This is a genomic window from Streptomyces regalis (genome assembly GCF_001509475.1).
GTDB classification, from domain to species: domain Bacteria; phylum Actinomycetota; class Actinomycetes; order Streptomycetales; family Streptomycetaceae; genus Streptomyces; species Streptomyces regalis.
In genome coordinates this window covers 20,013-45,719 of record NZ_LLZG01000417.1, presented here as the reverse complement: position 1 = coordinate 45,719, position 25,707 = coordinate 20,013, and the positions used below count along the sequence as shown (strand labels likewise).

The following is a 25,707-nucleotide window of genomic DNA, read 5'->3' as shown; positions in this document are numbered from 1 at the left end:
TGCGGGGCCGAGTAACCGGCGGGGTACGGGACAATAGAACCCATGCCCTCCGCACTCCCCGACGGCGAGCCCGTCCCCGACGACGGCACGCTCCCCGCGTCCGCGCTCGCCGGGTCCGCCGACCGCCCCCTCGGCTTCTACCTGCACGTCCCGTACTGCGCGACCCGCTGCGGCTACTGCGACTTCAACACCTACACGGCGACCGAGCTGCGTGGCACGGGCGGCGTGCTGGCGTCCCGCGACAACTACGCCGAGACGCTGATCGACGAGATCCGCCTGGCCCGCAAGGTCCTCGGCGACGACCCGCGCGAGGTCCGCACGGTCTTCGTCGGCGGCGGTACGCCCACGCTGCTGGCCGCCGACGATCTCGTACGGATGCTGGGCGCGATCCGCGACGAGTTCGGACTGGCGCCGGACGCGGAGATCACCACGGAGGCGAACCCGGACTCGGTGGACCCGGCGTATCTGGCCCGGCTGCGGGAGGGAGGCTTCAACCGGCTGTCCTTCGGCATGCAGAGCGCGAGGCAGCATGTGCTGAAGGTGCTGGACCGGACCCACACGCCGGGGCGTCCGGAGGCCTGCGTGGCGGAGGCCCGCGCGGCGGGCTTCGAGCACGTGAACCTGGACCTGATCTACGGCACGCCGGGGGAGTCGGACGACGACTGGCGGGCGTCGCTGGAGGCGGCGCTGGGTGCCGGGCCGGACCATGTGTCGGCGTACGCCCTGATCGTCGAGGAAGGCACTCAGCTGGCCCGTCGGATCCGCCGCGGCGAGGTGCCGATGACGGACGACGACGTGCACGCGGACCGCTACCTGATCGCCGAGGAGGCGCTCACGGCGGCCGGTTTCGACTGGTACGAGGTCTCGAACTGGGCGAACTCGGAAGCGGGCCGCTGCCTGCACAACGAGCTGTACTGGCGGGGTGCGGACTGGTGGGGCGCGGGTCCGGGAGCGCACTCGCACGTGGGCGGGGTGCGGTGGTGGAACGTGAAGCATCCGGGGGCCTACGCGGCCGCGCTGGCGGCGGGGCGGTCGCCGGGTGCCGGGCGGGAGCTGCTGTCCGAGGAGGATCGGCGGGTGGAGCGCATCCTGCTGGAGCTGCGGCTTCGCGAGGGGGTGCCGCTGGAGCTGTTGCGGGAGGAAGGGCTCGCGGCGTCGCGGCGCGCGCTGGGGGACGGGCTGCTTCAGGAGGGGCCGTACGAGGAGGGGCGTGCGGTGTTGACGCTGCGGGGGCGGTTGCTGGCGGATGCCGTGGTGCGCGATCTGGTGGACTGATCACTCCGGAGGGTGAATCACTACGAAACGACGGTTCGGCCCCTAACCTGGTTCGTAGGCTGCCGCCAACAGTAGGCGGCGAATGTGGAGGCCACGGAGATGACCGCTGTGGACGAACGTGCAGTCGCAGAGTTCTTCGAGGGTTTTGAGCCGCCCGACGGACTCAAAGTGGAGCTTCTGCGGGGGGAAATCGTCATGATGGCCAGCCCTGATCTGGTGCACAACCTGATCGTGAGTGATGTGCAGGACCAGGTCCCGCGCAGGCATTGGGCGCGCATGCAGACCCAGGACGTCGACATCGTCGACGAAGCCAGCGAGCCTGTTCCGGATCTCGTTGTGGTTGCGCCCGAGATCCTGCCTGCCTCGGGCCGCCTTCTCCCGGCCGGCCTTGTCACGATGGTCGTCGAGGTGGTCTCCAAGACCAGCGTGGAGCGGGACTACAGCGTCAAACGATCGATCTATGCCGCAGGCGGTATCCCCGTCTACCTCATCGTCGATCCGATCATGGCGCAGTGCGTCCTGCTGACGCGGCCCGAAGGCGAGGGGGAGAGGGCGGACTACAAGGGGCAGGTGAAGAGGAAGTTCGGTGAGACGCTGATGATTGACGCCCTGGGGGTTGAACTGGACACCAGCGCGTTCGGGACGTTGCCCGACGTCAAGCCCCACCGCTATCCGCTGCCGTGACGAAGTCGATCAGCTCCTCCACCCGCCCCAACAACTCCGGCTCCAGGTCTTTGTAAGACCCCACCCGCCCCAGAATCGCCTGCCACACCGCTCCGGTGTTCTCCGACGGCCACCCCAGCGCCCGGCACACCCCCGTCTTCCAGTCCTGCCCGCGCGGCACCCGCGGCCACCCCGCGATCCCCAGGGACGACGGCTTCACCGCCTCCCAGATGTCGATGTACGGGTGGCCCACGACCAGGGCATGCTCACTGGTCACGGCCTCGGCGATGCGCCACTCCTTCGTGCCCGGCACCAGGTGGTCGACGAGAACCCCCAGCCGCGCATCCGGCCCCGGCGCGAAGTCGGCCACGATCGACGGCAGGTCGTCGACGCCCTCCAGGTACTCCACCACCACGCCCTCGATGCGCAGGTCGTCGCCCCACACCTTCTCGACCAGTTCGGCGTCGTGCCGGCCCTCGACATAGATTCGGCCGGCGCGGGCCACGCGTGCGCGTGCCTGCGGGACGGCGACCGAACCGGAGGCCGTACGGGTGGGACGTACCGGAGCGGACGACGACGGCCGGACGAGGGTCACCACCTTGCCCTCCAGCAGGAACCCCCGCGGCTCCAGCGGAAACACCCGGTGCTTGCCGAAGCGGTCCTCCAGCGTCACCGTGCCCGCCTCGCAGCGGATCACCGCGCCGCAGAATCCCGTACCCGGCTCCTCGACCACCAGGCCCGGTTCCGCCGGCACCTCGGGGACCGGCTTGGGCTTCTTCCAGGGGGGAGTCAGGTCGGGTGAGTACTGGCGCATTCGAGTGACGATAGGAGAAGCCCGGCCGTCAGGGAGCGCAGATCAACGCGACACGCCGAAGCGGGCCGCGAGGGCGTCGCGCTGGCGCCGGACGAACGCCGCGTCCACCACCGCTCCGTGACCGGGCACGTACAGCGCGTCCTCGCCGCCCAGGTCCAGCAGGCGGTCCAGGGCCGCCGGCCAGTGCGACGGTACGGCGTCGGGGCCGGCCTGGGGTTCGCCGGACTCCTCCACCAGGTCGCCGCAGAAGACCACCTCGGGAGAGCCGGGCCCGCCCGGCACGAGCACGACCAGGTCGTGGGCCGTGTGGGCCGGGCCCACATTCGCCAGGAGGACCTGGCGGTCGGCGTCCAGGTCGAGGGTCCACTCGCCGCTCACCTGGTGGTGCGGGCGGACCAGGGCGTCGATCGCCTCGTCCGCCGCGTCCTGGTCCAGGCCGTTGCGCATGGCGTCCGCGCGTAGTTCCGCCCGCTCGTGCGCGAACACCGTGTCCAGGCCCACCGCCCCGTACACCTGCGCGCCCGCGAACGCCGCCGCCCCGAAGACATGGTCGAAGTGGGGATGCGTCAGCGCGAGATGAGTCACACGGTGACCCGCGAGCCACTGCGCCTGCGTCCGCAGCCGCACGCCCTCCGCGAGGCTCGACCCGGCGTCGACGATCAGCGCGCCGCCCTCCCCGACGACCAGCCCCGCCGTGCAGTCCCAGCCCGGAAGCCGGCACCGCCCCACCCCGGCTGCCAGCCGCTCCCACCCCAGCTCTTCCCAAGTCACCGTCATACGGCGACGCTAATCGACACCACCGTCCGGCACGGCGGTGCTGGACCGGCCTTGCCCGGGGTGTACCCCACCGCCGTACACTGGCCGGGGACGGCTGGCACTCGGGCGGACAGAGTGCCAGGCAAGGCGCCAAGGGGACGAAACTGGAGGTGTGCGCGAGATGCTGAGTGAACGCAGGCTTCAGGTGTTGCGCGCCATCGTCCAGGACTATGTCGGGACCGAGGAGCCGGTGGGCTCCAAGGCGCTCACCGAGCGGCACAACCTCGGCGTCTCCCCGGCGACCGTGCGCAACGACATGGCGGCCCTGGAGGACGAGGGCTTCATCGCCCAGCCGCACACCAGCGCCGGACGGATCCCGACCGACAAGGGCTACCGGCTGTTCGTCGACAAGCTCGCCGGCGTCAAGCCGATGAGCCCGCCGGAGCGGCGCGCGATCCAGAACTTCCTCGACGGCGCCGTAGACCTTGATGATGTCGTGGCCCGGACCGTGCGGCTGCTCGCGCAGCTCACCCGGCAGGTCGCCGTCGTGCAGTACCCGTCGCTGACCCGGTCCACCGTCCGGCACGTCGAGCTGCTGTCGCTCGCGCCCGCGCGTGTGATGCTCGTGCTGATCACGGACACCGGGCGGGTCGAGCAGCGGATGGTCGACTGTCCCGCACCCTTCGGTGAGGCGTCGCTCGCGGATCTGCGCGCGCGGCTCAACAGCCGGGTCGCGGGGCGGCGCTTCAGCGATGTGCCGACGCTCGTCGAGGACCTTCCCGAGGCCTTCGACCTGGAGGACCGCGGCACTGTCTCGGCCGTGCTCTCCACCCTCCTGGAGACGCTCGTCGAGGAGAACGAAGAGCGGCTGATGATCGGCGGCACCGCCAATCTCACCCGCTTCGGACATGACTTCCCCCTCACCATCCGGCCCGTCCTGGAGGCCCTCGAGGAGCACGTCGTGCTCCTCAAACTCCTTGGCGAGGCGGGGGATTCGGGCATGACCGTGCGCATCGGGCACGAGAACGCCTATGAGGGACTCAACTCCACGTCCGTCGTGTCGGTCGGCTACGGTTCGGGCGGCGAGGCAGTCGCCAAGCTCGGCGTGGTCGGACCGACCCGCATGGATTACCCGGGAACGATGGGAGCGGTACGCGCAGTGGCACGGTACGTCGGACAGATCCTGGCGGAGTCGTAAGTGGCCACGGACTACTACGCCGTTCTCGGCGTGCGTCGCGACGCGTCGCAGGAAGAGATCAAGAAGGCCTTCCGGCGGCTCGCGCGCGAGCTGCACCCGGACGTCAATCCGGATCCGAAGACCCAGGAGCGGTTCAAGGAGATCAACGCCGCTTACGAGGTGCTGTCGGACCCGCAGAAGAAGCAGGTCTACGACCTCGGCGGCGACCCGCTGTCCCAGGCGGGCGGCGCGGGAGCCGGCGGCTTCGGCGCGGGCGGCTTCGGTAACTTCTCGGACATCATGGACGCCTTCTTCGGTACTGCGTCCCAGCGCGGCCCGCGCTCGCGTACGCGGCGGGGCCAGGACGCGATGATCCGGCTGGAGGTCGAGCTCGACGAGGCGGCCTTCGGCACGACGAAGGACATCCAGGTCGACACGGCCGTCGTCTGCAACACCTGTAACGGTGAGGGGGCCGCCCCCGGCACCTCCGCCCAGACGTGTGACATGTGCCGCGGCCGCGGCGAGGTGTCGCAGGTGACGCGGTCCTTCCTGGGCCAGGTCATGACGTCCCGGCCCTGCCCGCAGTGCCAGGGCTTCGGCACCGTCGTCCCGACGCCGTGCCCGGAGTGCGCCGGCGACGGGCGCGTACGGTCCCGTCGGACCCTGACCGTCAAGATCCCGGCCGGTGTCGACAACGGCACGCGGATCCAGCTCGCCGGTGAGGGCGAGGTCGGCCCGGGCGGCGGTCCCGCCGGTGACCTGTACGTCGAGATCCACGAGCTGCCGCACGCGATGTTCCAGCGGCGCGGCGACGACCTGCACTGCACGGTGACGATTCCGATGACCGCGGCATCTCTCGGCACGAAGGTGCCGCTGGAGACGCTGGACGGTCTCGAGGAGGTCGACATCCGGCCGGGTACCCAGTCCGGTCAGTCGATTCCGCTGCACGGGCGTGGCGTGACCCATCTGCGCGGCGGCGGACGCGGCGACCTGATCGTCCACGTCGAGGTGCAGACCCCGACCAAGCTGGACCCCGAACAGGAGCGACTGCTGCGCGAGCTGGCCAAGCTGCGGGGCGAGGAGCGGCCGCAGGGGCAGTTCCAGCCGGGGCAGCAGGGGTTGTTCTCGCGGCTGAAGGATGCGTTCAACGGTCGCTGAACCCCTGGGGAAAACGTTGGTCCCTGCCAAGGGGAAGGGCCGATTCGGACTTGTTCGGGGGACGTGACAACATGCCGTCATGTCCTCCGCACTGACCGATCTCTTCCCGCTTCCGATCGTGCAGGCCCCCATGGCAGGCGGCGTCTCCGTGCCGCAGCTCGCCGCTGCCGTGTCCGAGGCCGGTGGGCTGGGGTTTCTCGCCGCCGGGTACAAAACCGCCGACGGGATGTACCAGGAGATCAAGCAGCTGCGGGGGCTGACCGGGCGGCCCTTCGGGGTCAATCTGTTCATGCCGCAGCCCGAGTACGCCGACTCCGCGGCCGTGGAGGTCTACGCCCATCAGCTCGCGGGTGAGGCCGCCTGGTACGAGATCGAGCTGGGGGACCCGGACAGCGGGCGGGACGACGGGTACGACGCCAAGCTCGCCGTGCTGCTCGACAATCCCGTGCCCGTCGTCTCCTTCCACTTCGGTGCGCCCACGAGTGAGGTGCTGGAGTCGCTTCGGCGCGCCGGCACCTTCACCCTCGTCACCGCCACCACCCCGGACGAGGCCCTCGCCGTGCAGCGGGCCGGCGCGGACGCCGTGATCGTGCAGGGGATCGAGGCCGGCGGCCACCAGGGCACCCATCGCGACAACCCCGAGACCGACGGCACCGGCATCGGGCTGCTGTCGCTCGTCGCGCAGGTCCGTGAGACCGTGAGCCTGCCCATCGTCGCCGCCGGAGGCATCATGCGCGGCAGCCAGATCGCCGCCGCGCTCGCCGCCGGCGCCAGTGCCGCCCAGCTTGGGACCGCCTTCCTCGCCACCCCGGAGTCCGGCGCCAACGCCCTGCACAAGCAGGCGCTGACCAACCCCCTGTTCGTACGGACCGAGTTGACGCGCGCCTTCTCCGGGCGGCCCGCCCGCGGCCTCGTCAACCGCTTCCTGCGCGAGCACGGGCCGTACGCCCCCGCCGCCTACCCCGAGGTCCACCACCTCACCTCGCCCCTGCGCAAGAAGGCCGCCGCGTCCGGTGACGCGCAGGGCATGGCGCTGTGGGCCGGGCAGGGGCACCGGATGGCGCGTGAACTGCCCGCCGGGCAGCTGGTGGAGGTGCTGGCCGCGGAGCTCGAAAGCGCGGCGACAGCGTTGTCGGCTCTGCCCAAGGGCGGTGCGAGCCGATGACCGCTCCTGTGTTCGTGGTCGAGCACCTCCCGGCCGGCGGCGGGGAGCGGTACGTCCTCGACGGGCCCGAGGGCCGGCATGCCGTCTCCGTCAAGCGGCTGCGGCCGGGGGAGCCCGTCGTCCTCACGGACGGCGACGGCCGCTGGGCCGAGGGCGAGGTGGTCGACACCGAGGGCAAGGACCGGCTGGTGCTGCAGCTCGGTGCGGTGGCCGAGGAGCCCGCGGAGCAGCCTCGTATCACCGTCGTCCAGGCCCTTCCCAAGGGCGACCGCGGTGAGCTGGCCGTCGAGACCATGACCGAGACCGGCGTCGACGCGATCGTGCCCTGGGCGGCCGCCCGGTGCATCACGCAGTGGAAGGGCGAGCGGGGCGCGAAGGCCCTCGGCAAGTGGCGGGCCACCGCCCGCGAGGCCGGCAAGCAGTCGCGCCGGGTGCGCTTCCCCCAGGTCGCGGACCTGGCCACGACCAAGCAGGTCGCGGCACTTCTCGCCAAGGCCGACTTCGCCGCCGTACTGCACGAGGAACGCGACTACGGCAGCGAGCCGCTCGCGACGGCCGAACTGCCCGCCGAGGGCGAGATCATGCTCGTCGTCGGACCCGAAGGCGGCGTGTCCCCCGAGGAGTTGGCCCTCTTCGAGGAGGCGGGCGCCAAGACGTACCGTCTGGGCCGTACCGTCCTGCGCACCTCCACCGCCGGAACCGCGGCGACGGCACTGCTCCTCGGCCGCACCGGCCGCTGGTCCCGGCCCTGACACCCGGAGGGACGTCCGCCTTGGAACTCGCCCAAGTACGGCTGCTGGTCAGCGACTTCGCCGCCTGCTACCGGTTCTACGCCGACGTCCTCGGCCTCAAGCCGCAGTCGGGCGCGACGAACGGGCCGTACGAGAAGTTCAGCCCCGCCGTCGGCTCGGCGGGCATCGCCCTTCAGGACCGGGCGATGATGGCCGAGGTCCTGGGCGAACTGGGTGACACCGCCAACGGGCACCGCTCCCTGGTGGTGCTGCGGGTGGACGACCTGGACGCCTGCTGCGAGCGGATCTCCGCACGCGGCGCGACCCTCCTGCACGGCCCCGCCCCGATGACCGACCGCATGCGCGTCGCCCACCTCAAGGACCCGGAGGGGAACCTGGTGGAGCTGCAGGAGTGGCTGCTGCTGCGCGGCTGAGGACAGCAGTACTCGATGGTGCCGTGCGCGAGCAGGGAGTGGCCGTATGTGCCCTACCGCGTCGGCGGGGACAGTGGCAGGCTGCCCTCCATGGGGGCGTTCAGGAGGGTTTGGGGTCGCGCCGGTCGTACGGAGCGCACGCGTGTGGCACGGGTGGCGGGTGTGGCGGGTCTCGCCGTGGTTGCCGTCGGCGGGATGGTCGCCTGTGATCCGGGCGGGCTGAGCAGTGCGACCGTGGCGTTCACGACCGACCAGACGGTGACCGCGGAGCTGGAGCGGCAGAAGGCCGACGTGCAGTGGCTCAACTGCACCGGCTCGTACGAGGGCGGCAAGGGCGGTTCCGCCGCGCCGACGGCGAGGGAGAACACCGTGGTCAAGGTCGACTGCGAGGGCGAGACCAAGGACGGCAAGGACATCACCGTCACCGGCAGGATCACCCGGGCCGTCAGCGGCTCCTGCGTGCGCGGTGACCTCGTCGCCAAGGTCGGCGGCAAGGAGTGGTTCCACGTGAACGGGCTGGGCAACTGCGATGCCACGCCCTCGCCCGTCAATCCGGGCGGCGGGCAGCAGCCGGGGCCCACCGTCACGGTCACCGTCACCAAGACCGTCTACTGCAAGGAGCACCCGAACTGCTGGCCGGAGGGCAAGTGACCGCGCCGCGGCGGGAGTCGGGCAAGTGATCCAAAGGCCTGTCCCCGGACGCCGCCCCTGCTTATGGTGATCGGGTGACTCAGTCCGCGACGTCCGGATCGTCTTCGTATCTCCGGTATCCGCATCTGCACGGCGACCTGGTCTCCTTCACCGCCGAGGACGATGTATGGCTCGCTCCTCTCGACGGCGGTCGCGCCTGGCGGGTCAGCGCCGACAACGTGCCGGTCACCCTGCCGCGCATCTCGCCCGACGGCACGACCGTCGCCTGGACGTCCACCCGCGACGGCGCCCCCGAGGTGCACATCGCGCCGGTCGACGGCGGCGCCTCGAAACGCCTCACCCACTGGGGCAGTCGGCAGACCCGGGTACGCGGCTGGACCCCCGACGGCGAGGTCCTCGCGATCAGCGCCCAGGGCCAGGCGGGCAGCCGCCGCACCTGGGCCCACACGGTCCCGCTCGACGGCGGACCGGCCACCACGCTGCCGTACGGCCCCGTCGCCGATGTCGTGTACGGGCCACAGCTCGTGCTCGCGTCCGCGCCGATGGGGCTGGAGGCGGCGCGGTGGAAGCGCTACCGGGGCGGTACGGCGGGCAAGTTGTGGATCGACCGTGCGGGCGACGGGGACTTCGTACGGCTGCATGAGGAACTGGACGGGAACATCGAGTACCCCGTGTGGGTGGGGGAGAGGGTTGCGTTCCTCTCCGACCACGAGGGGGTGGGGGCGGTGTACTCGTCCCTCGCCGACGGGGCCGATCTGCGCCGCCACACGCCGGTCGACAGCTTCTACGCCCGGCACGCCGCGAGCGACGGCACCCGTGTCGTCTACGCCTGTGCCGGGCAACTGTGGCTCCTGGACGACCTCGACGGGTCCGAGCCGCGCCCGCTCGACATCCGGCTCGGCGGGCAGCGCACCGACCGGCAGCCGTACCCGCTGAACGCCGCCCGCTCGTTCGGGGAGGCGGCGCCCGACCACACCGCGCGCGGCAGCGCGGTCGCCGTCCGGGGCGCCGTGCACTGGGTCACCCACCGCTCCGGTCCCGCCCGTGCGCTCGCCGCCGAGCCCGGCATGCGGGCCCGGCTGCCGCGCACCTTCCGGGCGGAGGGCGAGGAGTGGGTGGTGTGGGTGACGGACGCGGAGGGCGACGACGCCCTGGAGTTCGCACCGGCGACCGGGCTCGCCCCGGGTGCCACACCGCGCAGGCTCGGCGCCGGGCAGCTGGGCCGCGTCCTGGAGCTCGCCATGGCGCCCGACGGGAGCCGGGCGGCGGTCGCCGCGCACGACGGACGCCTGCTGCTCGTCGAGCGGGAGACCGGCGAGGTGCGCGAGGTCGACCGCAGCGAGGACGGGGACGTGTCCGGGCTGGTCTTCTCGCCCGACTCGGCCTGGCTCGCCTGGTCGCACCCCGGCCCGCGCCCGCTGAGCCAGCTCAAGCTCGCCAACACCACCGACCTGTCGGTCTCGGAGGCGACCCCGCTGCGCTTCCAGGACTACGCGCCGGCGTTCACACAGGACGGCAAGCACCTGGTCTTCCTGTCGACCCGGGCCTTCGACCCCGTCTACGACGAGCACGTCTTCGACCTCGCCTTCGTGGTCGGCTCCCGCCCTCACCTGATCACCCTGGCGGCCACGACCCCGTCCCCCTTCGGCCCGCAGCGGCACGGCCGCCCCTTCGACGCGCCCGACAAGGACGAGACGCCCGACAGCGAGGGCACCCCGACCACACGCATCGACCTCGAGGGGCTCGCCGACCGGATCGTGCCGTTCCCGGTCGAGGCCGCCCGCTACACCAACCTGCGGGCCGCGAAGGACGGCGTGCTGTGGCTACGGCATCCCGTGCGGGGCGCGCTCGGCGCCTCCCGGGCGACGCCCGACGACCCCGAGCCCAAGACCGAGATGGAGCGCTACGACCTTCTCCAGCGGCGCGTGGAGCATCTCGCCGACGACGCCGACCACTTCGAGGTCAGCGGCGACGGCAAGCGGCTGCTGCTGTGGGCCGACGGCCGGCTCAAGGTCGTCCCCAGCGACCGGCGGGCCTCCGGCGACGACGACAGCGACTCGAACATCACCGTGGACCTGACACGCGTACGGCAGCGGGTCGACCCGTCGGCGGAGTGGCGGCAGATGTTCGAGGAGACCGGCCGCATCATGCGGGACCACTTCTGGCGGCCGGACATGAACGGCGTGGACTGGACCGGGGTGCTGGACCGCTACCGCCCGCTCGTCGACCGGGTGGCGACCCACGACGACCTGATGGACCTGCTGTGGGAGGTGCAGGGCGAGCTCGGCACCTCGCACGCGTACGTCGCACCGCGCGGCGGGTACGGCGGCGGGGCCCGCCAGGGCCTGCTCGGCGCCGACATCTCCCGCCACCCGGACGGCAGTTGGCGTATCGACCGCATCCTGCCGTCCGAGACCTCCGACCCCGAGGCGCGGGCACCGCTGGCCGCGCCCGGGGTCGCGGTGCGGGCCGGGGACGCGATCGTGGCGGTGGCCGGGGTGCCGGTGGACCCGGTGACGGGGCCCGGGCCCCTGCTCGTCGGTACGGCGGGCAAGGCGGTGGAGCTGACGATCTCGCCGGCCGGAGGCGGGGACGTACGCCATGCGGTCGTCATCCCGATCGCCGACGAAGAGCCACTCCGGTACCACGCCTGGGTGGCGGACCGGCGAGCCTACGTCCACGACAAGTCCGGCGGCCGGCTCGGCTACCTCCACGTACCCGACATGCAGGCACCGGGCTGGGCCCAGATCCACCGCGACCTGCGCGTCGAGGTGGCCCGGGAGGGCCTCGTCGTGGACATCCGGGAGAACGGCGGCGGGCACACCTCACAACTGGTCGTGGAGAAGCTGGCACGCCGGATCGTCGGCTGGGAGGTGCCGCGCGGAATGCGCCCGTACAGCTACCCGGTGGACGCACCGCGCGGCCCCGTGGTGGCGGTGGCGAACGAGTTCTCCGGCTCCGACGGAGACATCGTCAACGCGGTGATCAAGGCCTTGGGCCTGGGACCGGTGGTGGGGACCCGGACGTGGGGCGGCGTCATCGGGATCGACAGCCGGTACCAGCTGGTCGACGGCACCCTCATCACCCAGCCGAAGTACGCCATCTGGCTGGAGGGCTACGGCTGGAACCTGGAGAACCACGGCGTCGACCCGGACGTGGAAGTACTCCAACGCCCGCAGGACTGGGTGGCAGGGCGGGACGCACAATTGGACGAGGCGATCCGCATCGCGTTGGCTGGGCTGGAGGAACATCCGGCTAAAACGCCGCCGACCTTGCCCACCTAAGGGGCGCGGGGCTGTATCGATATGCGGCTCCGCCGCGTGCGCGCGACCAGCCCACGATCACCCGCACCCGACGACGATACGATGCCCCCCGTAAACCACGCCGCCCAACCCCCGGAGGGAAAATGGCTGGGGAGCCGCAGGCCGACTGTCTGTTCTGCAAGATCGCCGAGGGCCACGTCCCGGCGACGATCGTGCGGGAGACGGACACGACCGTCGCGTTCCGGGACATCAACCCCCAGGCGCCCACCCACGTCCTGGTCATCCCGAAGGCCCACTACCGGGACGCCGCCGCCCTCGCCACCGCCGAACCCACCCTCGCCGCGGACGTCCTGCGCGAGGCCAAGGCCGTCGCCGACGAGGACAAGCTGGAGAGCTACCGCATCGTCTTCAACACCGGCGCCGGCGCCGGCCAGACCGTCTGGCACGCCCACGCCCACATCCTCGGCGGCCGCGGCATGCAGTGGCCCCCCGGATAGGTCGAGGTAAGCCGAAGTCACCGTGTCCGTACGTGAATTGGTTGTCCTCGGGACAGCGAGCCAGGTGCCGACCCGTCACCGGAACCACAACGGGTATCTGTTGCGCTGGGACGGGGAGGGGATCCTCTTCGATCCCGGCGAGGGCACACAGCGGCAGATGCTGCGTGCCGGAGTCGCGGCGCACGACCTGAACCGGATCTGCGTCACCCACTTCCACGGGGACCACTCGCTCGGCCTCGCCGGCGTCATCCAGCGGATCAACCTCGACAAGGTCCCGCACCCCGTCACCGCCCATTACCCGCGCTCCGGTCAGCGCTTCTTCGACCGGCTGCGCTACGCCACCGCCTACCGCGAGACCGTCGACCTCACACAGGCCCCGGTCAGCGCCGACGGCGTCATCTCCGAAACCGGTGGCTACCGGCTGGAGACGGCCCGGCTGTCGCACCCCGTCGAGTCGTACGGCTACCGCCTCGTCGAGCCCGACGGGCGCCGCATGCTGCCCGAACGGCTCGCCACGCACGGCATCAAGGGGCCGGACGTCGGGCGCCTGCAGCGGGAAGGGGTGCTCGGTGGCGTCTCCCTCAGGGACGTCAGCGAGGTCCGGCGCGGACAGCGGTTCGCGTTCGTCATGGACACCCGGCTGTGCGACGGGGTGTACACCCTCGCCGACGGCTGCGACATGCTCGTCATCGAGTCCACCTTCCTCGACGAGGACGTCGAACTCGCCGTGGAGCACGGCCATCTGACCGCCGGTCAGGCCGCTCGTGTCGCGCTCGACTGCGGCGTACGGCATCTCGTGCTCACCCACTTCAGCCAGCGCTACACCGAGCCGGACGAGTTCGAGCGGCAGGCACGGGCCGCCGGCTTCGACGGGGAGTTGACGGTCGCACACGACCTGCTGCGGGTGCCGCTGCCGAAACGGCGGTAAGACGGCCGTACGATGCTTTGATGTCCGTCCCGAAAGCAGAACTGCACCTCCACATCGAAGGCACCCTCGAACCCGAGCTCGCCTTCGAACTGGCCGACCGCAACCGTGTCGAGCTGCCGTACGCCGATACCGAAGAGCTCCGCAAGGCCTATCAGTTCGAGGACCTCCAGTCCTTCTTGAACCTGTACTACGAGCTCATGGCCGTCCTGCGCACCGAGCGGGACTTCGAGGACCTCGCGAACGCCTACCTCGCCCGCGCCGCCGCGCAGGGCGTGCGGCACGCGGAGATCTTCTTCGACCCGCAGGCGCACACCAAGCGGGGGCTTGAGCTGGGGACGGTCGTCGAGGGGCTGTGGCGGGCGCTGGGGAGCAGCGAGGCGAACCACGGCGTCTCCACCCGGCTCATCATGTGCTTCCTGCGCGACGACTCCGCCGAGTCGGCCATGGAGACGCTGCGGGCCGCCGAGCCGTATCTCGACCGGATCACCGGCGTCGGCCTCGACTCGGCCGAGGTCGGCCACCCGCCGGTGAAGTTCCGCGAGGTGTACGAGGCCGCCGCCGCCCTCGGCCTGCGGCGCGTCGCGCACGCGGGCGAGGAGGGGCCGCCCGCCTACATCACCGAGGCCCTCGACGTCCTCGGCGTCGAGCGCGTCGACCACGGGCTGCGGTGCATGGAGGACCCGGCGCTGGTCGAGCGGCTGGTGCGGGAGCGGGTGCCGCTGACGCTGTGTCCCTTGTCGAACGTACGGCTGCGGACCGTCGACGTCCTCGCCGAGCACCCCCTGCCCGCCATGCTCGACGCCGGGCTGATGTGCACGGTCAACTCCGACGACCCGGCCTACTTCGGCGGGTACGCCGGCGACAACTTCGACGCCGTACGCCAGACCCTCGGCCTGACCGACGAACGGCTCCGGGAGCTCGCCCGCAACTCGTTCCTCGCCTCCTTCCTGGAGGACGACGAGGAGCTGCGGGGGCAGTATCTGGCCGAGGTGGAGGCGTACGAGTTCGGGTAGTCCAGGCCGGTTGGCCTTCTCGGTGTGCCCGCAGCGCGGGCAGCGCTGCGAGGTGTGGGCCGCATCCACCTCCCCAGGAACCTCGCAGGTGCTCAGCAGCGCCAAGTGCCGGGTTACCGCCAGTGCACCGACCCGCCCCCGCCGGGAACCGTCGCCTCGATCTTCACCCTGATCTCCCGCATCACCGCGACGATCCGCTCCTCATGCCCCGCCGACAACCGGGCCACCGGCACCGAGCAGCTGATCGCGTCCTGGGCCGGGGAGTCGTAGCGCAGGGCGAAGCCGAAGCCGATGATGCCGAGGACGCCCTCCTCGCGGTCGACCGAGTAGCCGCGCGCCCGTACCTCGGTGAGGTCGGCGGCGAGTGCGTCCCGGGTGGTGTGGGTGTTGGCGGTGAGGGACTCGTACGGGCCCTCGGGGAGGTCGCCGTCGGGGCGTTCGGCGAGCAGCGCCTTGCCCAGGGCTCCCGCGTGCGCCGGGAGGCGGCGGCCCACCCGGCTGATCGTCCGCAGGTATTCGTGCGACTCGCGCGTCGCCAGATACGCCACGTCCCGGCCGTCCAGCCGCCCCATGTGGATCGTCTCGCCCAGCGCCTCCGACGCCTCGTCCAGATACGGGCGGACGACGCGCACGCGCGGGTCGGAGTCGAGGTAGCTGGTGCCGGTGAGCAGGGCGTGGATGCCGATGCCGTAGAGCGAGCCGGTGACGTCGGTGCGGACCCAGCCGCGGGAGATCAGGGTCTGCAGCAGCGCGTACATGGAGCTGCGCGGCACCTCCAGCTCGTCCGCCAGCTCCTGCAGGCGTGCGGGGCGGTCGCCGCGCGCGGCGAGGAGTTCCAGCAACTCGACCGTCCGCGCCGCGGACTTCACCTCGCGGACGCCGCCTGTCTCTGACATGGGGCGATGGTAATCGGAGCGGCAATCGGAGCGAATGGGATCGACCGTGCCATTGACGGTCGCGGTTCGCGTATCTAATCTCCATTTTCATACGTGGATGACGTCTACATGGGAAGATGAAGATGGGGGATGGGGATATGGCGAGGGCGAGCCTCGACACGGACACGAGCATCGGCATCGACACGGACACCACCCGGCGCTTGAGGGACGGCATGGCGCAAGGAGTGCTGTCGTTCCCGCTCACGAGCTTCCACGAGGACGGCTCGCTGGACCCGGACGGCTTCCGCGCCCACGTCGCCGCCCAGATCGCCACCGGCCCCGGCGCCGTCTTCCCGGCCTGCGGCACCGGCGAGTTCTTCTCGCTGGACGAGGACGAGTACCGCGTCGTCGTCTCGGTCGCAGTCGAGGAAGCGGGCGGGCGCGTGCCCGTCGTCGCCGGGGTCGGCTACGGCTGGGCGCAGGCGGCCCGGTTCGCGCGCATCGCCGAGGAGGCAGGCGCCGACGCCCTCCTCGTCCTGCCGCACTACCTCGTCGCCGCCCCGCAGGACGGCCTCGTCGCCCAGCTGGAGCAGCTCGCGGCCCGCACCCGACTCCCGCTCATCGCCTACCAGCGCGGTCAAGTCGCCTTCACCGCCGAGTCGTTGAAGCGCATCGCCGGCATTCGGAACGTCATCGGCCTCAAGGACGGCCACAGCGACCTCGACCGTCTCCAGCGCCTCACCCTCGCCGCCCCCGAGGGCTTCCTCTTCTTCAACGGGGCCGCCACCGCCGAGATCCAGGCCCGCGCCTACGCCGCCGTCGGCGTCCCCGCCTACTCCTCCGCCGTCCACGCCTTCGCCCCCGAGCTCGCGAACGCCTTCTTCACCGCCCTCCAGAACGGCGACCACGGCACGGTCGACAAGCTGCTGCGCGACTTCTACGTCCCGCTCGTCGAACTCCGCGACCGGGTGCCCGGATACGCCGTGTCCCTGGTGAAGGCGGCGGCCCGGCTGCGAGGCCGCCCGGTCGGCCCCGTACGCGCCCCGCTCACCGACCCGTCGGCCGCCGACCTGGCCGACCTGCGCACCCTCCTCGCCGCCGGACTCGACCTCGTAGGAGCCGCCCTGTGAACCTCACGATCACCGATGTCCGCCTGACGCCGATCCTGGTCGCCGACCCGCCGCTGCTGAACACCCAGGGGGTGCATCAGCCGTACACGCCTCGCCTGATCGTGGAGGTCGTGACGGCCGACGGGATCACCGGGGTCGGTGAGACGTACGGCGACACCAAGTACCTGGAGCTCGCCCGGCCGTTCGCGGAGAAGCTGATCGGCCGTCAAGTCGGCGATCTCAACGGGCTGTTCGTCGTCGCGGAGGAAGTGGCCGTCGATCAGTCCCGGGTGTCGGGGCAGGTCGACGTCGGCGGGCTGCGCGGCGTCCAGACCGCCGACAAGCTGCGGCTGTCCGTCGTCTCCGGCTTCGAGGTGGCCTGCCTCGACGCGCTCGGCAAGGCGCTCGGGCTGCCCGTGCACACACTGCTCGGCGGCAAGGTGCGGGACGCGGTCGAGTACAGCGCGTACCTCTTCTACAAGTGGGCCGGCCATCCGGCGGGCGTCGCGGCCGAGAAGGACGACTGGGGTGCCGCCGTCGACCCGGCCGGAGTCGTGGAGCAGGTGCGGAAGTTCACCGAGCGGTACGGGTTCACCTCCTTCAAGCTCAAGGGCGGCGTCTTCCCGCCGGACGAGGAGATCGCTGCCGTACGGGCCCTTGCGGAGGCCTTCCCCGGGCACCCCCTGCGCCTCGACCCCAACGGCGCCTGGTCCGTGGAGGCCTCGCTGAAGGTGGCGCAGGAACTCGGGGAGGTCCTGGAGTACCTGGAGGACCCGACCCTCGGAACGGCCGCCATGGCCGAGGTCGCCGCGCGGACCGGGGTGCCGCTGGCGACCAACATGTGCGTGACGACGTTCGCGGAGATCAAGGAGGCGTTCACCAAGGACGCCGTGCAGGTCGTCCTCTCCGACCACCACTACTGGGGCGGACTGCGCAACACCCAGCAGCTGGCGGCGATCTGCCGCACCTTCGGCGTCGGGGTGTCCATGCACTCCAACACCCACCTGGGCATCTCGCTGGCCGCGATGACCCACGTGGCGTCGACCGTCCCGAACCTGCACCACGCCTGCGACTCGCACTACCCCTGGCAGTCCGAGGACGTCCTCACCGAGCGCCTCACCTTCGAGGACGGCAAGGTCGTCGTGTCCGACGCGCCCGGCCTCGGTGTCGAGGTCGACCGCGAGAGGCTGGCGGAGCTGCACCGGCGGTGGCTGGATGACGGCGGCTCGCTGAGGGACCGCGACGACGCGGCCGCCATGCGGGTCGCCGACCCCGGCTGGGTCACGCCGTCGGTGCCTCGCTGGTAGTAGCGCCTCGCCGACCGCCCGGTGAGGGCGTCCACCGGAGGCCCGGGCGAGATCGCGGTGGCGGTGGGGTGTTGGGGTGTGTTGTCGGTGATCCAGTGGCGTTGTCAGTGGCGTGGTGCACACTGGCCAGATCAGCACCACGTCAGGGAGCGCACCGTGACCACGCCCACCGCGCCCAACGGAAAGGGAGCCTCGCCCCAGGGGCCGTCGTCCAGGGCAGGGAAGCCGTACCGCCGCAGCCAGGTCGACCCCCTCGCCGGCCTGCGCACGCCCGCCGACCCGCCTTGGGACGTGTATCTCACGGGCACGGTCTTCCTCGACATCATCTTCACCGGCCTCGACTCCGCCCCGGTGCGTGGCACCGAGTCGTGGGCGCGCGGGATGGGGTCGAGCCCCGGCGGCGTGGCGAACATGGCGACGGCCCTGGCCCGCCTCGGCCTGAAGACGTCGCTCGCGGCGGCCTTCGGCGACGACCACTACGGCGAGTACTGCTGGGACGCGCTGGAGCACGGCGAGGGCATCGACCTCTCGCCGTCGCGCACGGTGCCGGACTGGCACTCCCCGGTGACGGTCTCGATGGCATACGAGGGGGAGCGCACGATGGTCTCCCACGGCCACGAACCGCCCCCGGAGGAGCCGGCGCCGGACTGCCCGCCCCGCGCGCGTGCCGCGGTCGCCTCCCTCGAACCGGGCAAGCGGGCCCCCTGGATCGCGCAGGCCGCGAGCAAGGGCACCCGTATCTTCGCCGACGTCGGCTGGGACGACACGGGGGCGTGGGACCTGGCGGGGCTGGCCGACCTGGAGCACTGTGAGGCCTTCCTGCCGAACGCTCAGGAGGCCATGCGGTACACGGGCACCGACTGCCCGCGCGAGGCGGCCCACGCACTCACCGAGTACGTCCCGGTCGCGGTGGTCACCCTCGGCGCGGAGGGCGCGTACGCGGTGGACGGCCGGACCGGGGAGACGGCCGTGGTGCCCGCGATCGCCGTCGAGGCCCTCGACCCGACGGGCGCCGGCGACGTCTTCGTGGCCGGCTTCGTCACCGGCACCCTGGCCGACTGGCCGCTGGCCGACCGCCTCGCCCTCGCCGGCCTCACGGCCGCCCTCTCGGTCCAGGAGTTCGGCGGCTCCCTCTCGGCCCCCGGCTGGGCCGAGATCGGCGCCTGGTGGCGCAAGGTCCAGTCCCTCGACCGGCAGGACCCCGAGGCCCTGCGCCGGTACGCGTTCCTGGCGGACCTGGTGCCGGAGGAACAGGGGAGACCGTGGCCGCTGCGGCGGGCGGTGCCGACGATCGGGTTCCGCCGGTCGGCTTGAGGGGTCTCAGCTGGGGGTGGTCGGCGTCAGCACCACGAAGTCCGCGTTCGACGGGTCCACGCAGACGGCCAGGCGGCCGACGCCCTCCGCGTCCTCCGGCCCCATCTGCACACTGCCGCCGTTCTCGGTGACCTTGGCGACCGCGGCGTCGCAGTCGGTGACGTTGAACACCGGGTGCCAGTACGGCCGTCCGTTCGTCAGCGCGAGGTTCTCCGCGGGAAGCTCCATGAGGCCGCCCTGCATGCGCTCCTCGGGCAGCCCGGCCGGGGTGATGAGCGTGTACGCGCCCCCGCCGCCCGGCAGCGCCATGTCGCTGAACTGCCAGCCGAAGACACCGCCGTAGAACTCCTTCGCGCCCGCGGCGTCGCTCGTGTACAGCTCGGTCCACGACAGCGAGCCCGGCTTGTCCGCCAGTTCGAAGCCGGAGTTCTTTCCCGGCTGCCAGACGGCGAACTGGCCGCCCAGCGGGTCGTTGTACTGCGCCATCCGGCCCCAGTCGTCCAGGTCCCTCGGCGCCACCCGCACCGTGCCGCCCGCGCGCTCGACGGCCTGGGTCGTGGCGTCCGCGTCGTCGACGGTGAAGTAGATCATCCAGGCCGAGCGTGCCCCCTCCTCGGTGAGCTTGCCGAGCCCGGCGACGGTCTTGCCGTCCTTCTTGAACATCCCGCCTTCGAAGTCCTCCGCCTCGCCCATGGACTCGTACTCCCAGCCGAGCACCGCGCCGTAGAAGGCCGCGGCGCCGCGGACGTCGGGAGCGCCGAGGTCGAGCCAACAGGGGGAGCCGGGAGTGAGGTCAGTGGTGATCATGACGATTCCCTTCGCAGATCCTCTATGACCTCAGCGTGACATCCGGCACTGACAATCGCCCGTCGTGGCGCGACAGGGTGCCGTGTCAGTCGGCTCTGGTTACGATCCGGCCATGAGCGACGATGCGCCTCACGACCGACAGGCCCTCGCCACCGTCGCCCACGACTGGGCGGCGGCTATGGTTTCCAACGACCCCGCCCGGATCGCCGACTTCATGGCCGAGGACTGGGTCATCGTCTCCGAGTCGGGCATCTCCACCAGGGAACAGTTTCTGTCGTTCGTAGAGTCCGGCGAGCTGACCCACTCGTCGTTCCGACTCGTCGACGAGCCCAGGATCCGCATGCACGGCGACTCGGCCGTCGTGACGGCACGCATCACGAACACCGCCCACTACAAGGGCGAGCGCTTCGACGCCGACGAGTGGACGACCGACGTCTTCGTACGGCGGGACGAGGGCTGGCGCTGCGTACTGAGCCACATCACGGCGGCTGCGCGAGCCTGAACCTCGGGTATTCCAGCCCCTCCGGCATTTGAGGAGCGGGGTCTGAGGGGCAGCGCCCCCTTCAAGGATGGGACGGGTAGGGGCGGCGGAGGCGGCTGCATCCATTCAGCGGCTCCGCCGCGGGCGCCTCTGACCTCAGCCCGCCGACACGGTAGAACGCACCGCCCCGTCCGGGCCCGCCACCAACACCGGCGTCCCCGGCCCCCCGAGATCCCGCACAGCCGCCCGGTCCTCCGCCGACGGCGACTCCGCCTCCGTCACCACCGCCGCCGCCTCCAGCGACGTCGCCCCCGACGCCACCGCCATCGCCACCGCCGTGCGCAGCGCGCTCAGCTTCAGGGAGTCCAGGGCCACGGTCCCGGCGACATACGTACGGCCCGTCTCGTCCCGTACGGCCGCCCCCTCGGGCACACCGTTGCGGGCCCGAGCGGAACGGGCCAGGGTGACGATCTTGCGGTCCTCGGGGTCAAGCGCGCTGTTGTCGGTCATGACCTGAGCATACGAAGCGCCGCCCCCCTACCCGGCCACGGGGTGGGGAGCTGCTGCCGGTTGACAGCGCTTGGGCGTGCCGGCGTGCATGAGTGAGCACCGCGGCTCCCGCGCGGAGTGGCGGGGGAACGGAAGTTCTCGCATCGAATGCGTGACCCTTGCGGCCGGTCCTCGTGGTCCTGCGGACCCCGCGGGCGGCTGGGTAAGGGACGGCCGGCTCAGGCGCGGTCGAGACGAAGCCGGTCGGCTTTCGGGAGGCCCGCCACGACAAGGTCGTACGAGTCCTCGACGAGCTCTCGGACGAGACGGTCCGGGAGTTCGCCGTCGACCGTCACCGTGTTCCAGTGGCGCTTGTTCATGTGCCAGCCGGGGACGATCAGGCCCGGGTGCTCGTCGCGCAGCCGAACCGCGTCCTCCGGATCGCACTTCAGATTGACCGTCAGGGGCCGCGCGTCCAGGTTCGTCAGGGCGAAGAGCTTGCCCAGCACCTTGAAGACCGAGGTCTCCGGGTTGAACGGGAAGTCCTCCACGGTCGCGTTGAACGACAGGCAGAACGCACGCAGCTCCTGAGGGGTCACTCCGGCTTCATCTCCTCGTCCAGGGGCCCGGCGGGGCCCACCGGCTCCACGAGCACGGTCACGATCTTGTTCCGACGGCCGGCCGCCGCCTCCGCCGTCAGCCGCAGCTCGCGGCTGTCCGGCAGCTCGACCAGGGACGACGCCCCGGCGATCGGCACCCGGCCCAGCGCCTTCGCCAGCAGACCGCCGACGGTCTCCACGTCCTCGTCGTCGTACTCGTCGAGGCCGTACAGCTCGCCGAGGTCGGTGATGTCCAGGCGGGCGGTGACCCGGTAGCGGTCCTCGCCCAGCTTCTCCACCGGCGGCAGCTCACGGTCGTACTCGTCGGTGATCTCGCCGACGATCTCCTCGAGGATGTCCTCGATGGTGACGATGCCGGCGGTGCCGCCGTACTCGTCGATGACGACGGCGACGTGGTTGCGCTCCTGCTGCATCTCGCGCAGCAGGTCACCGGCGTTCTTGGTGTCCGGGACGAAGGCGGCGGGCCGCATGGCCGTGGACACCAGCTCGCTCTCCGCGTCCCGGCTGATGTGCGTCTTGCGGACCAGGTCCTTCAGATACACGATCCCGACCACGTCGTCCTCGCTCTCCCCGACGACCGGTATGCGCGAGAAACCGGAGCGCAGGGCGAGGGTGAGGGCCTGGCGGATCGTCTTGTAGCGCTCGATCACGATCAGGTCGGTGCGCGGCACCATGACCTCCCGCACGAGCGTGTCGCCCAGCTCGAAGACCGAGTGCACCATGCGGCGCTCCTCGTCCTCGATCAGGGACTCCTTCTCGGCGAGGTCGACCAGCGCCCGCAGCTCCGCCTCGGAGGCGAAGGGACCGCGGCGGAAGCCCTTGCCGGGAGTGAGGGCGTTGCCGATGAGGATCAGCAGGTAGGGGATCGGGCCCATGATCCGGGCGAGCGGCAGCAGGACATACGCCGCCGCCGTCGCCGTGTTCAGCGGATGCTGGCGGCCGATGGTGCGCGGGGAGACCCCGACGGCGACGTACGACACCAGCACCATGACCGCTATCGCGACCAGGAGGGCCTCGGTGGTGCTGTCGAACTCCTGGAGGCAGGCGTACGTGACGAGCGCGGCGGCGGCCATCTCGCAGGCCACGCGCACCAGCAGCGCCACATTCAGATAGCGCGTCGGGTCGGCCGCGACGAGCGCGAGCTTCTCACTCCCGCGGCGGCCACTGCGTACGGCCTCCTCGGCGCGGAAGCTGGAGACGCGCGCCAGGCCCGCCTCGGCGCAGGCGGCGAGCCAGGCGACGATCACGAGGGCGATCGCGCCGAAGACGAGGGCGAGACTCATGACACGGTCGGGGCCGGGGAGGGCCCCGTCAGCCCCTTCTCCGAACGCCAGCCGTCCACGATGGCGGCCTGCAGGCCGAACATCTCGGCCTTCTCATCGGGCTCCTCGTGGTCGTACCCGAGCAGATGCAGCACCCCATGGACGGTGAGCAACTGCAGCTCCTCGTCCATGGAGTGCTGCGTCGGCGATTCCGCTCCCTGCTTCGCGGCGACTTCGGGGCACAGCACGATGTCACCGAGCAGCCCCTGCGGGGGCTCGTCATCGTCCTTGGACGGCGGCCGCAGCTCGTCCATCGGAAAGGACATGACATCGGTGGGCCCGGGCAGGTCCATCCACTGGATGTGGAGCTGCTCCATGGCGTCGGCGTCCACGACGATCACCGAGAGCTCGGAGAGCGGGTGGATGCGCATCCGAGCGAGCGCGTAGCGGGCGATGTCGAGGATCGCCTGCTCGTCGACCTCGGTTCCGGACTCGTTGTTGACGTCGATCGACATGGTCGTGCTGTGTCTACTTCCCCTTGTGCCCGGACTGCCTGCCCCGGCCACCCTTGTGGGTGCCGTTCTCGGTGCCGTGCTTGCTGTCGTACTTCTCGTACGCGTCGACGATACGGCCGACGAGCTTGTGCCGTACGACATCGTGGGACGTGAGGCGCGAGAAGTGGACGTCGTCGAGGCCCTCGAGGATCTCCTGGACCTGGCGCAGACCCGACTTCGTCCCGCTCGGGAGGTCGACCTGCGTCACGTCACCAGTGACCACGACCTTCGAGTCGAAGCCGAGGCGGGTGAGGAACATCTTCATCTGCTCGGCGCTCGTGTTCTGGGCCTCGTCGAGAATGATGAAGGCGTCGTTGAGCGTGTTGTGCGTCAGTAGGTGGTCCTGCGTGACGTACAGCGAGTCCTCGGCTGCCACCTGGATGCAGACGGTCTCCCGGCGGCCCGCGGGCTCGATGCTGTCGATGAACCGCATCGGGCGTCCGCCGCCCCCGGCCGCGTGGTACTTGTCGCGCTTGCGGGCGAGACGGAAGGGCTCTATGCCTTCGGGGAGGCGGATGTCGATGATGTGGGCGTCGTGCCGGTAACCGACCTCACGTCCCTTCGCAAGACCGGGCTTGCGGCCCCTGGCCATGCGACGACGGGCGTAGGCGACACCCCCCAGCGACTGCACCAGCGAGATCACGTCGTCCCGCAGGAGGATCGATGTTGTCGCGTACTGGATACGGCAGGTGCGATCCGCCTGGGTGACCGGCCCCCCGTCGGAGTCGAGCAGGCCTTGCAGGACGGCCAGCCTGACTTCGGCGGAGTTGATCAAGTAGTCGTCCGGGACGAACTTGGTGTGCGAGCGAGTACGCAGCAGGTCCAGCTCTCGAAGAACCTGCGTGACGGGGTTCTCCAAGGTGATCACGTCGCCCGGGGACTTGATCCGGTTGAGGACGTAGTCGGGTCCGCCCCTGTGGCGAACCGCGACACCGGGAAGCGCGGCTTCCAGCGCCTCGGCCAGCTCCGGATCCTCTGTCGCGAAGGAAGGAGTGGTGGAGCCCGTGAGACAACCATCGCCCAGCAGCAGCCCCAGCGCGTACGGGTCCATGGGGATCTCGCGCTCCGGGAAGCAAACCGGCGCTGTCAGCAGCGGCAGCTCGTACCGGCGAGCATGCGCCGCCCGCAGGTTGCCGATCATCTCCTGGGTCTCCAGGACCCGCCATGGCTTGTTCCGACGCTTGTCCGAGGCAGTCCGTACGGTCCACAGATGTTCGCCGCAGCACAGCGTCCAGGAGCCGTCCTGGGCGGTGACACGGTAGATGTCCTTCTCGCCCTGCGGGTAGACGCCCAGGACCGGGGTCGGCTCACCGTTCGAGCCGATGACAAGGTCACCGACCTGGAGGTCGCCGATGGGGCGCCAGCCGTCCGGCGTCAGGACATTCGTGAAAACAGGTTGCGCACGGCCTCTCATGTATGCCAGCGGCGCCACCTCAATAGTCCCTGCCGCCATCAACCGCGGAATCGAGTCCGGGTCGAGCATGTCGTGCAAGGCGTCGTACAGAGGCCGCAGATACGGGTCGATCTTCTCGTAGAGCGTGCCCGGCAGGAAGCCCAGCCGCTCGCCCGCCTCCACCGCAGGCCGGGTCAGGATGATGCGGTTGACCTGCTTGGACTGCAGAGCCTGCACCGCCTTGGCCATGGCGAGATAGGTCTTGCCGGTGCCCGCGGGGCCGATGCCGAAGACGATCGTGTGCTTGTCGATCGCGTCGACGTACCGCTTCTGGTTGAGGGTCTTGGGGCGGATCGTGCGGCCGCGGGAGGAGAGGATGTTCTGGGTGAGCACCTCGGCCGGGGTCTCTGCCGGGCCCTCGCCGTTCTCGCTCGCTCTGAGCATGGCGATCGAGCGTTCCACTGCGTCCTCCGTCATCGGTTGCCCGGTGCGGAGCACCAGCATCATCTCGTCGAACAGGCGCTGGATGAGGGCGACTTCGTGAGCGTCGCCGACCGCGCTGATCTCGTTGCCCCGGACGTGTATGTCGGTCGCCGGGAAGGCCTTCTCGATCACACGCAGCAGGGAGTCGCCGGACCCCAGCACGGTCACCATGGGGTGCTGGGCGGGGACGGTGAACTGTGCTCTCGCCTGTCCCTGCGCGGGTGTGTGAGCTGTGGGTGTCTGAGTCATGGGCCGGCTCGTAGGCCTTGCTCGTCCTCCTCGATACGACTCCTCCGCCACAGGGGCGGCCTGGCGAATTCCAGGGTACGCCGGGGGACTGACAACGCCGTAGGCCTTTTCGGCGGGGAGGTTTTCACGGGCGCGCGGGGCTGGTCACGGCCGGTACGAAGCCCATTACGCCGGGTCCTTTTCTCGCCCCCGCCGCCCCTACCCATTCCCGTCCCCTGGGGGCTGCCGCCCCCAGACCC

The 25,707-nt window shown here is 70.9% G+C and carries 25 protein-coding genes; 16 read left to right on the top strand and 9 right to left on the bottom strand.

Features of this window, described 5'->3' with window-relative positions; translation table 11 throughout:
- The first annotated feature begins 42 nt into the window (after positions 1–42).
- Both hemW and ADL12_RS47730 read left to right on the top strand, forming a co-directional pair.
- A complete protein-coding gene (hemW, locus tag ADL12_RS47735) occupies positions 43–1,275 on the top strand; it encodes a radical SAM family heme chaperone HemW (protein ID WP_062715413.1) in 1,233 nt (410 codons plus the stop codon).
- Between the two features lie 99 nt (positions 1,276–1,374).
- Positions 1,375–1,959 carry a Uma2 family endonuclease gene (locus tag ADL12_RS47730; protein ID WP_062715412.1) on the top strand — a complete coding sequence of 195 codons (585 nt, stop codon included), beginning with the start codon at positions 1,375–1,377 and terminating at the stop codon, positions 1,957–1,959.
- On the opposite strand, the gene ADL12_RS47725 is transcribed toward ADL12_RS47730, so the two are convergent.
- On the bottom strand, positions 1,931–2,752 hold the full coding sequence (locus ADL12_RS47725; protein WP_062715410.1) for a DUF3097 domain-containing protein: 822 nt from the start codon (positions 2,750–2,752) through the stop codon (positions 1,931–1,933). The genes ADL12_RS47730 and ADL12_RS47725 overlap by 29 nt on opposite strands.
- A gap of 42 nt (positions 2,753–2,794) precedes the next feature.
- Positions 2,795–3,529, bottom strand: a complete 735-nt coding sequence (locus tag ADL12_RS47720) for an MBL fold metallo-hydrolase (protein ID WP_062715408.1) — start codon at positions 3,527–3,529, stop codon at positions 2,795–2,797.
- A gap of 160 nt (positions 3,530–3,689) precedes the next feature.
- Between ADL12_RS47720 and hrcA the strand changes: the two genes are divergently transcribed.
- The 10 genes from hrcA (at position 3,690) to ADL12_RS47670 (ending at position 14,525) form a co-directional block, all read left to right on the top strand.
- Entirely contained in the window at positions 3,690–4,706 is a 1,017-nt protein-coding gene (gene hrcA, locus ADL12_RS47715) for a heat-inducible transcriptional repressor HrcA (RefSeq protein WP_062715430.1), read from the top strand.
- Positions 4,707–5,843, top strand: coding sequence for a molecular chaperone DnaJ (dnaJ, locus tag ADL12_RS47710; RefSeq protein ID WP_062715406.1), 1,137 nt, complete (start codon positions 4,707–4,709; stop codon positions 5,841–5,843).
- 79 nt (positions 5,844–5,922) lie between these two features.
- A complete protein-coding gene (locus ADL12_RS47705) occupies positions 5,923–7,008 on the top strand; it encodes a nitronate monooxygenase (protein WP_062715404.1) in 1,086 nt (361 codons plus the stop codon).
- Positions 7,005–7,760, top strand: a complete 756-nt coding sequence (locus tag ADL12_RS47700; protein WP_062715402.1) for a 16S rRNA (uracil(1498)-N(3))-methyltransferase — start codon at positions 7,005–7,007, stop codon at positions 7,758–7,760. The genes ADL12_RS47705 and ADL12_RS47700 overlap by 4 nt, the downstream gene beginning before the upstream one ends.
- Before the next feature lie 20 nt (positions 7,761–7,780).
- Positions 7,781–8,173, top strand: coding sequence for a VOC family protein (locus tag ADL12_RS47695; protein WP_062715399.1), 393 nt, complete (start codon positions 7,781–7,783; stop codon positions 8,171–8,173).
- Between the two features lie 90 nt (positions 8,174–8,263).
- Positions 8,264–8,824: a hypothetical protein gene (locus tag ADL12_RS47690; RefSeq protein ID WP_062715428.1), complete on the top strand. Its 561-nt coding sequence runs from the start codon at positions 8,264–8,266 to the stop codon at positions 8,822–8,824.
- A 74-nt stretch (positions 8,825–8,898) separates the two neighbouring features.
- The gene (locus ADL12_RS47685) at positions 8,899–12,108 is read left to right on the top strand and encodes a S41 family peptidase (RefSeq protein WP_062715397.1); all 3,210 of its coding nucleotides are present in this window, start codon (positions 8,899–8,901) and stop codon (positions 12,106–12,108) included.
- A gap of 122 nt (positions 12,109–12,230) precedes the next feature.
- Entirely contained in the window at positions 12,231–12,584 is a 354-nt protein-coding gene (locus ADL12_RS47680) for a histidine triad nucleotide-binding protein (RefSeq protein WP_062715395.1), read from the top strand.
- 22 nt (positions 12,585–12,606) lie between these two features.
- Positions 12,607–13,512: a ribonuclease Z gene (locus ADL12_RS47675; RefSeq protein WP_062715393.1), complete on the top strand. Its 906-nt coding sequence runs from the start codon at positions 12,607–12,609 to the stop codon at positions 13,510–13,512.
- 20 nt (positions 13,513–13,532) lie between these two features.
- A complete protein-coding gene (locus ADL12_RS47670) occupies positions 13,533–14,525 on the top strand; it encodes an adenosine deaminase (RefSeq protein ID WP_062715391.1) in 993 nt (330 codons plus the stop codon).
- A 113-nt stretch (positions 14,526–14,638) separates the two neighbouring features.
- On the opposite strand, the gene ADL12_RS47665 is transcribed toward ADL12_RS47670, so the two are convergent.
- Positions 14,639–15,421 carry an IclR family transcriptional regulator gene (locus ADL12_RS47665; protein ID WP_062715389.1) on the bottom strand — a complete coding sequence of 261 codons (783 nt, stop codon included), beginning with the start codon at positions 15,419–15,421 and terminating at the stop codon, positions 14,639–14,641.
- Positions 15,422–15,558: 137 nt separating this feature from the next.
- Between ADL12_RS47665 and ADL12_RS47660 the strand changes: the two genes are divergently transcribed.
- From ADL12_RS47660 to ADL12_RS47650, 3 genes are all read left to right on the top strand, one after another.
- The gene (locus ADL12_RS47660) at positions 15,559–16,530 is read left to right on the top strand and encodes a 5-dehydro-4-deoxyglucarate dehydratase (RefSeq protein ID WP_208614773.1); all 972 of its coding nucleotides are present in this window, start codon (positions 15,559–15,561) and stop codon (positions 16,528–16,530) included.
- Positions 16,527–17,816: a glucarate dehydratase family protein gene (locus tag ADL12_RS47655; RefSeq protein ID WP_062715387.1), complete on the top strand. Its 1,290-nt coding sequence runs from the start codon at positions 16,527–16,529 to the stop codon at positions 17,814–17,816. The genes ADL12_RS47660 and ADL12_RS47655 overlap by 4 nt, the downstream gene beginning before the upstream one ends.
- A gap of 156 nt (positions 17,817–17,972) precedes the next feature.
- A complete protein-coding gene (locus tag ADL12_RS47650) occupies positions 17,973–19,130 on the top strand; it encodes a carbohydrate kinase family protein (RefSeq protein WP_062715385.1) in 1,158 nt (385 codons plus the stop codon).
- Positions 19,131–19,136: 6 nt separating this feature from the next.
- On the opposite strand, the gene ADL12_RS47645 is transcribed toward ADL12_RS47650, so the two are convergent.
- Entirely contained in the window at positions 19,137–19,937 is an 801-nt protein-coding gene (locus ADL12_RS47645; protein ID WP_062715382.1) for a VOC family protein, read from the bottom strand.
- A 112-nt stretch (positions 19,938–20,049) separates the two neighbouring features.
- Between ADL12_RS47645 and ADL12_RS47640 the strand changes: the two genes are divergently transcribed.
- Positions 20,050–20,439 carry a nuclear transport factor 2 family protein gene (locus tag ADL12_RS47640; protein ID WP_062715380.1) on the top strand — a complete coding sequence of 130 codons (390 nt, stop codon included), beginning with the start codon at positions 20,050–20,052 and terminating at the stop codon, positions 20,437–20,439.
- A gap of 135 nt (positions 20,440–20,574) precedes the next feature.
- Here ADL12_RS47640 and ADL12_RS47635 read toward each other — a convergent pair whose 3' ends face one another.
- The 5 genes from ADL12_RS47635 to ADL12_RS58815 all read right to left on the bottom strand — a co-directional run bounded on the left by ADL12_RS47635 (position 20,575) and on the right by ADL12_RS58815 (position 25,468).
- Positions 20,575–20,928, bottom strand: a complete 354-nt coding sequence (locus ADL12_RS47635; protein ID WP_062715379.1) for a cytidine/deoxycytidylate deaminase family protein — start codon at positions 20,926–20,928, stop codon at positions 20,575–20,577.
- 218 nt (positions 20,929–21,146) lie between these two features.
- Positions 21,147–21,506 carry an MmcQ/YjbR family DNA-binding protein gene (locus ADL12_RS47630; protein ID WP_062715377.1) on the bottom strand — a complete coding sequence of 120 codons (360 nt, stop codon included), beginning with the start codon at positions 21,504–21,506 and terminating at the stop codon, positions 21,147–21,149.
- Positions 21,503–22,810 (bottom strand): hemolysin family protein, encoded by a 1,308-nt coding sequence (locus ADL12_RS47625; protein WP_062715376.1) that lies wholly within the window; start codon positions 22,808–22,810, stop codon positions 21,503–21,505. The genes ADL12_RS47630 and ADL12_RS47625 overlap by 4 nt, the downstream gene beginning before the upstream one ends.
- Positions 22,807–23,304 carry an rRNA maturation RNase YbeY gene (gene ybeY / locus ADL12_RS47620; RefSeq protein WP_062715375.1) on the bottom strand — a complete coding sequence of 166 codons (498 nt, stop codon included), beginning with the start codon at positions 23,302–23,304 and terminating at the stop codon, positions 22,807–22,809. Before ybeY ends, ADL12_RS47625 begins: the two co-directional genes overlap by 4 nt.
- A gap of 13 nt (positions 23,305–23,317) precedes the next feature.
- The gene (locus ADL12_RS58815) at positions 23,318–25,468 is read right to left on the bottom strand and encodes a PhoH family protein (RefSeq protein WP_062715374.1); all 2,151 of its coding nucleotides are present in this window, start codon (positions 25,466–25,468) and stop codon (positions 23,318–23,320) included.
- Positions 25,469–25,707 lie beyond the last annotated feature (239 nt).

Excerpts from the sequence above, each read along its gene's own strand:
- hemW (WP_062715413.1), top strand. The coding sequence starts at position 43 with ATGCCCTCCGCACTCCCCGACGGCGAGCCCGTCCCCGACGACGGCACG.
- ADL12_RS47730 (WP_062715412.1), top strand. The coding sequence starts at position 1,375 with ATGACCGCTGTGGACGAACGTGCAGTCGCAGAGTTCTTCGAGGGTTTT.
- ADL12_RS47725 (WP_062715410.1), bottom strand. The coding sequence starts at position 2,752 with ATGCGCCAGTACTCACCCGACCTGACTCCCCCCTGGAAGAAGCCCAAG.
- ADL12_RS47720 (WP_062715408.1), bottom strand. The coding sequence starts at position 3,529 with ATGACGGTGACTTGGGAAGAGCTGGGGTGGGAGCGGCTGGCAGCCGGG.
- hrcA (WP_062715430.1), top strand. The coding sequence starts at position 3,690 with ATGCTGAGTGAACGCAGGCTTCAGGTGTTGCGCGCCATCGTCCAGGAC.
- ADL12_RS47705 (WP_062715404.1), top strand. The coding sequence starts at position 5,923 with ATGTCCTCCGCACTGACCGATCTCTTCCCGCTTCCGATCGTGCAGGCC.
- ADL12_RS47700 (WP_062715402.1), top strand. The coding sequence starts at position 7,005 with ATGACCGCTCCTGTGTTCGTGGTCGAGCACCTCCCGGCCGGCGGCGGG.
- ADL12_RS47690 (WP_062715428.1), top strand. The coding sequence starts at position 8,264 with ATGGGGGCGTTCAGGAGGGTTTGGGGTCGCGCCGGTCGTACGGAGCGC.
- ADL12_RS47680 (WP_062715395.1), top strand. The coding sequence starts at position 12,231 with ATGGCTGGGGAGCCGCAGGCCGACTGTCTGTTCTGCAAGATCGCCGAG.
- ADL12_RS47670 (WP_062715391.1), top strand. The coding sequence starts at position 13,533 with ATGTCCGTCCCGAAAGCAGAACTGCACCTCCACATCGAAGGCACCCTC.
- ADL12_RS47665 (WP_062715389.1), bottom strand. The coding sequence starts at position 15,421 with ATGTCAGAGACAGGCGGCGTCCGCGAGGTGAAGTCCGCGGCGCGGACG.
- ADL12_RS47660 (WP_208614773.1), top strand. The coding sequence starts at position 15,559 with ATGGCGAGGGCGAGCCTCGACACGGACACGAGCATCGGCATCGACACG.
- ADL12_RS47645 (WP_062715382.1), bottom strand. The coding sequence starts at position 19,937 with ATGATCACCACTGACCTCACTCCCGGCTCCCCCTGTTGGCTCGACCTC.
- ADL12_RS47640 (WP_062715380.1), top strand. The coding sequence starts at position 20,050 with ATGAGCGACGATGCGCCTCACGACCGACAGGCCCTCGCCACCGTCGCC.
- ADL12_RS47635 (WP_062715379.1), bottom strand. The coding sequence starts at position 20,928 with ATGACCGACAACAGCGCGCTTGACCCCGAGGACCGCAAGATCGTCACC.
- ADL12_RS47625 (WP_062715376.1), bottom strand. The coding sequence starts at position 22,810 with ATGAGTCTCGCCCTCGTCTTCGGCGCGATCGCCCTCGTGATCGTCGCC.
- ybeY (WP_062715375.1), bottom strand. The coding sequence starts at position 23,304 with ATGTCGATCGACGTCAACAACGAGTCCGGAACCGAGGTCGACGAGCAG.
- ADL12_RS58815 (WP_062715374.1), bottom strand. The coding sequence starts at position 25,468 with ATGACTCAGACACCCACAGCTCACACACCCGCGCAGGGACAGGCGAGA.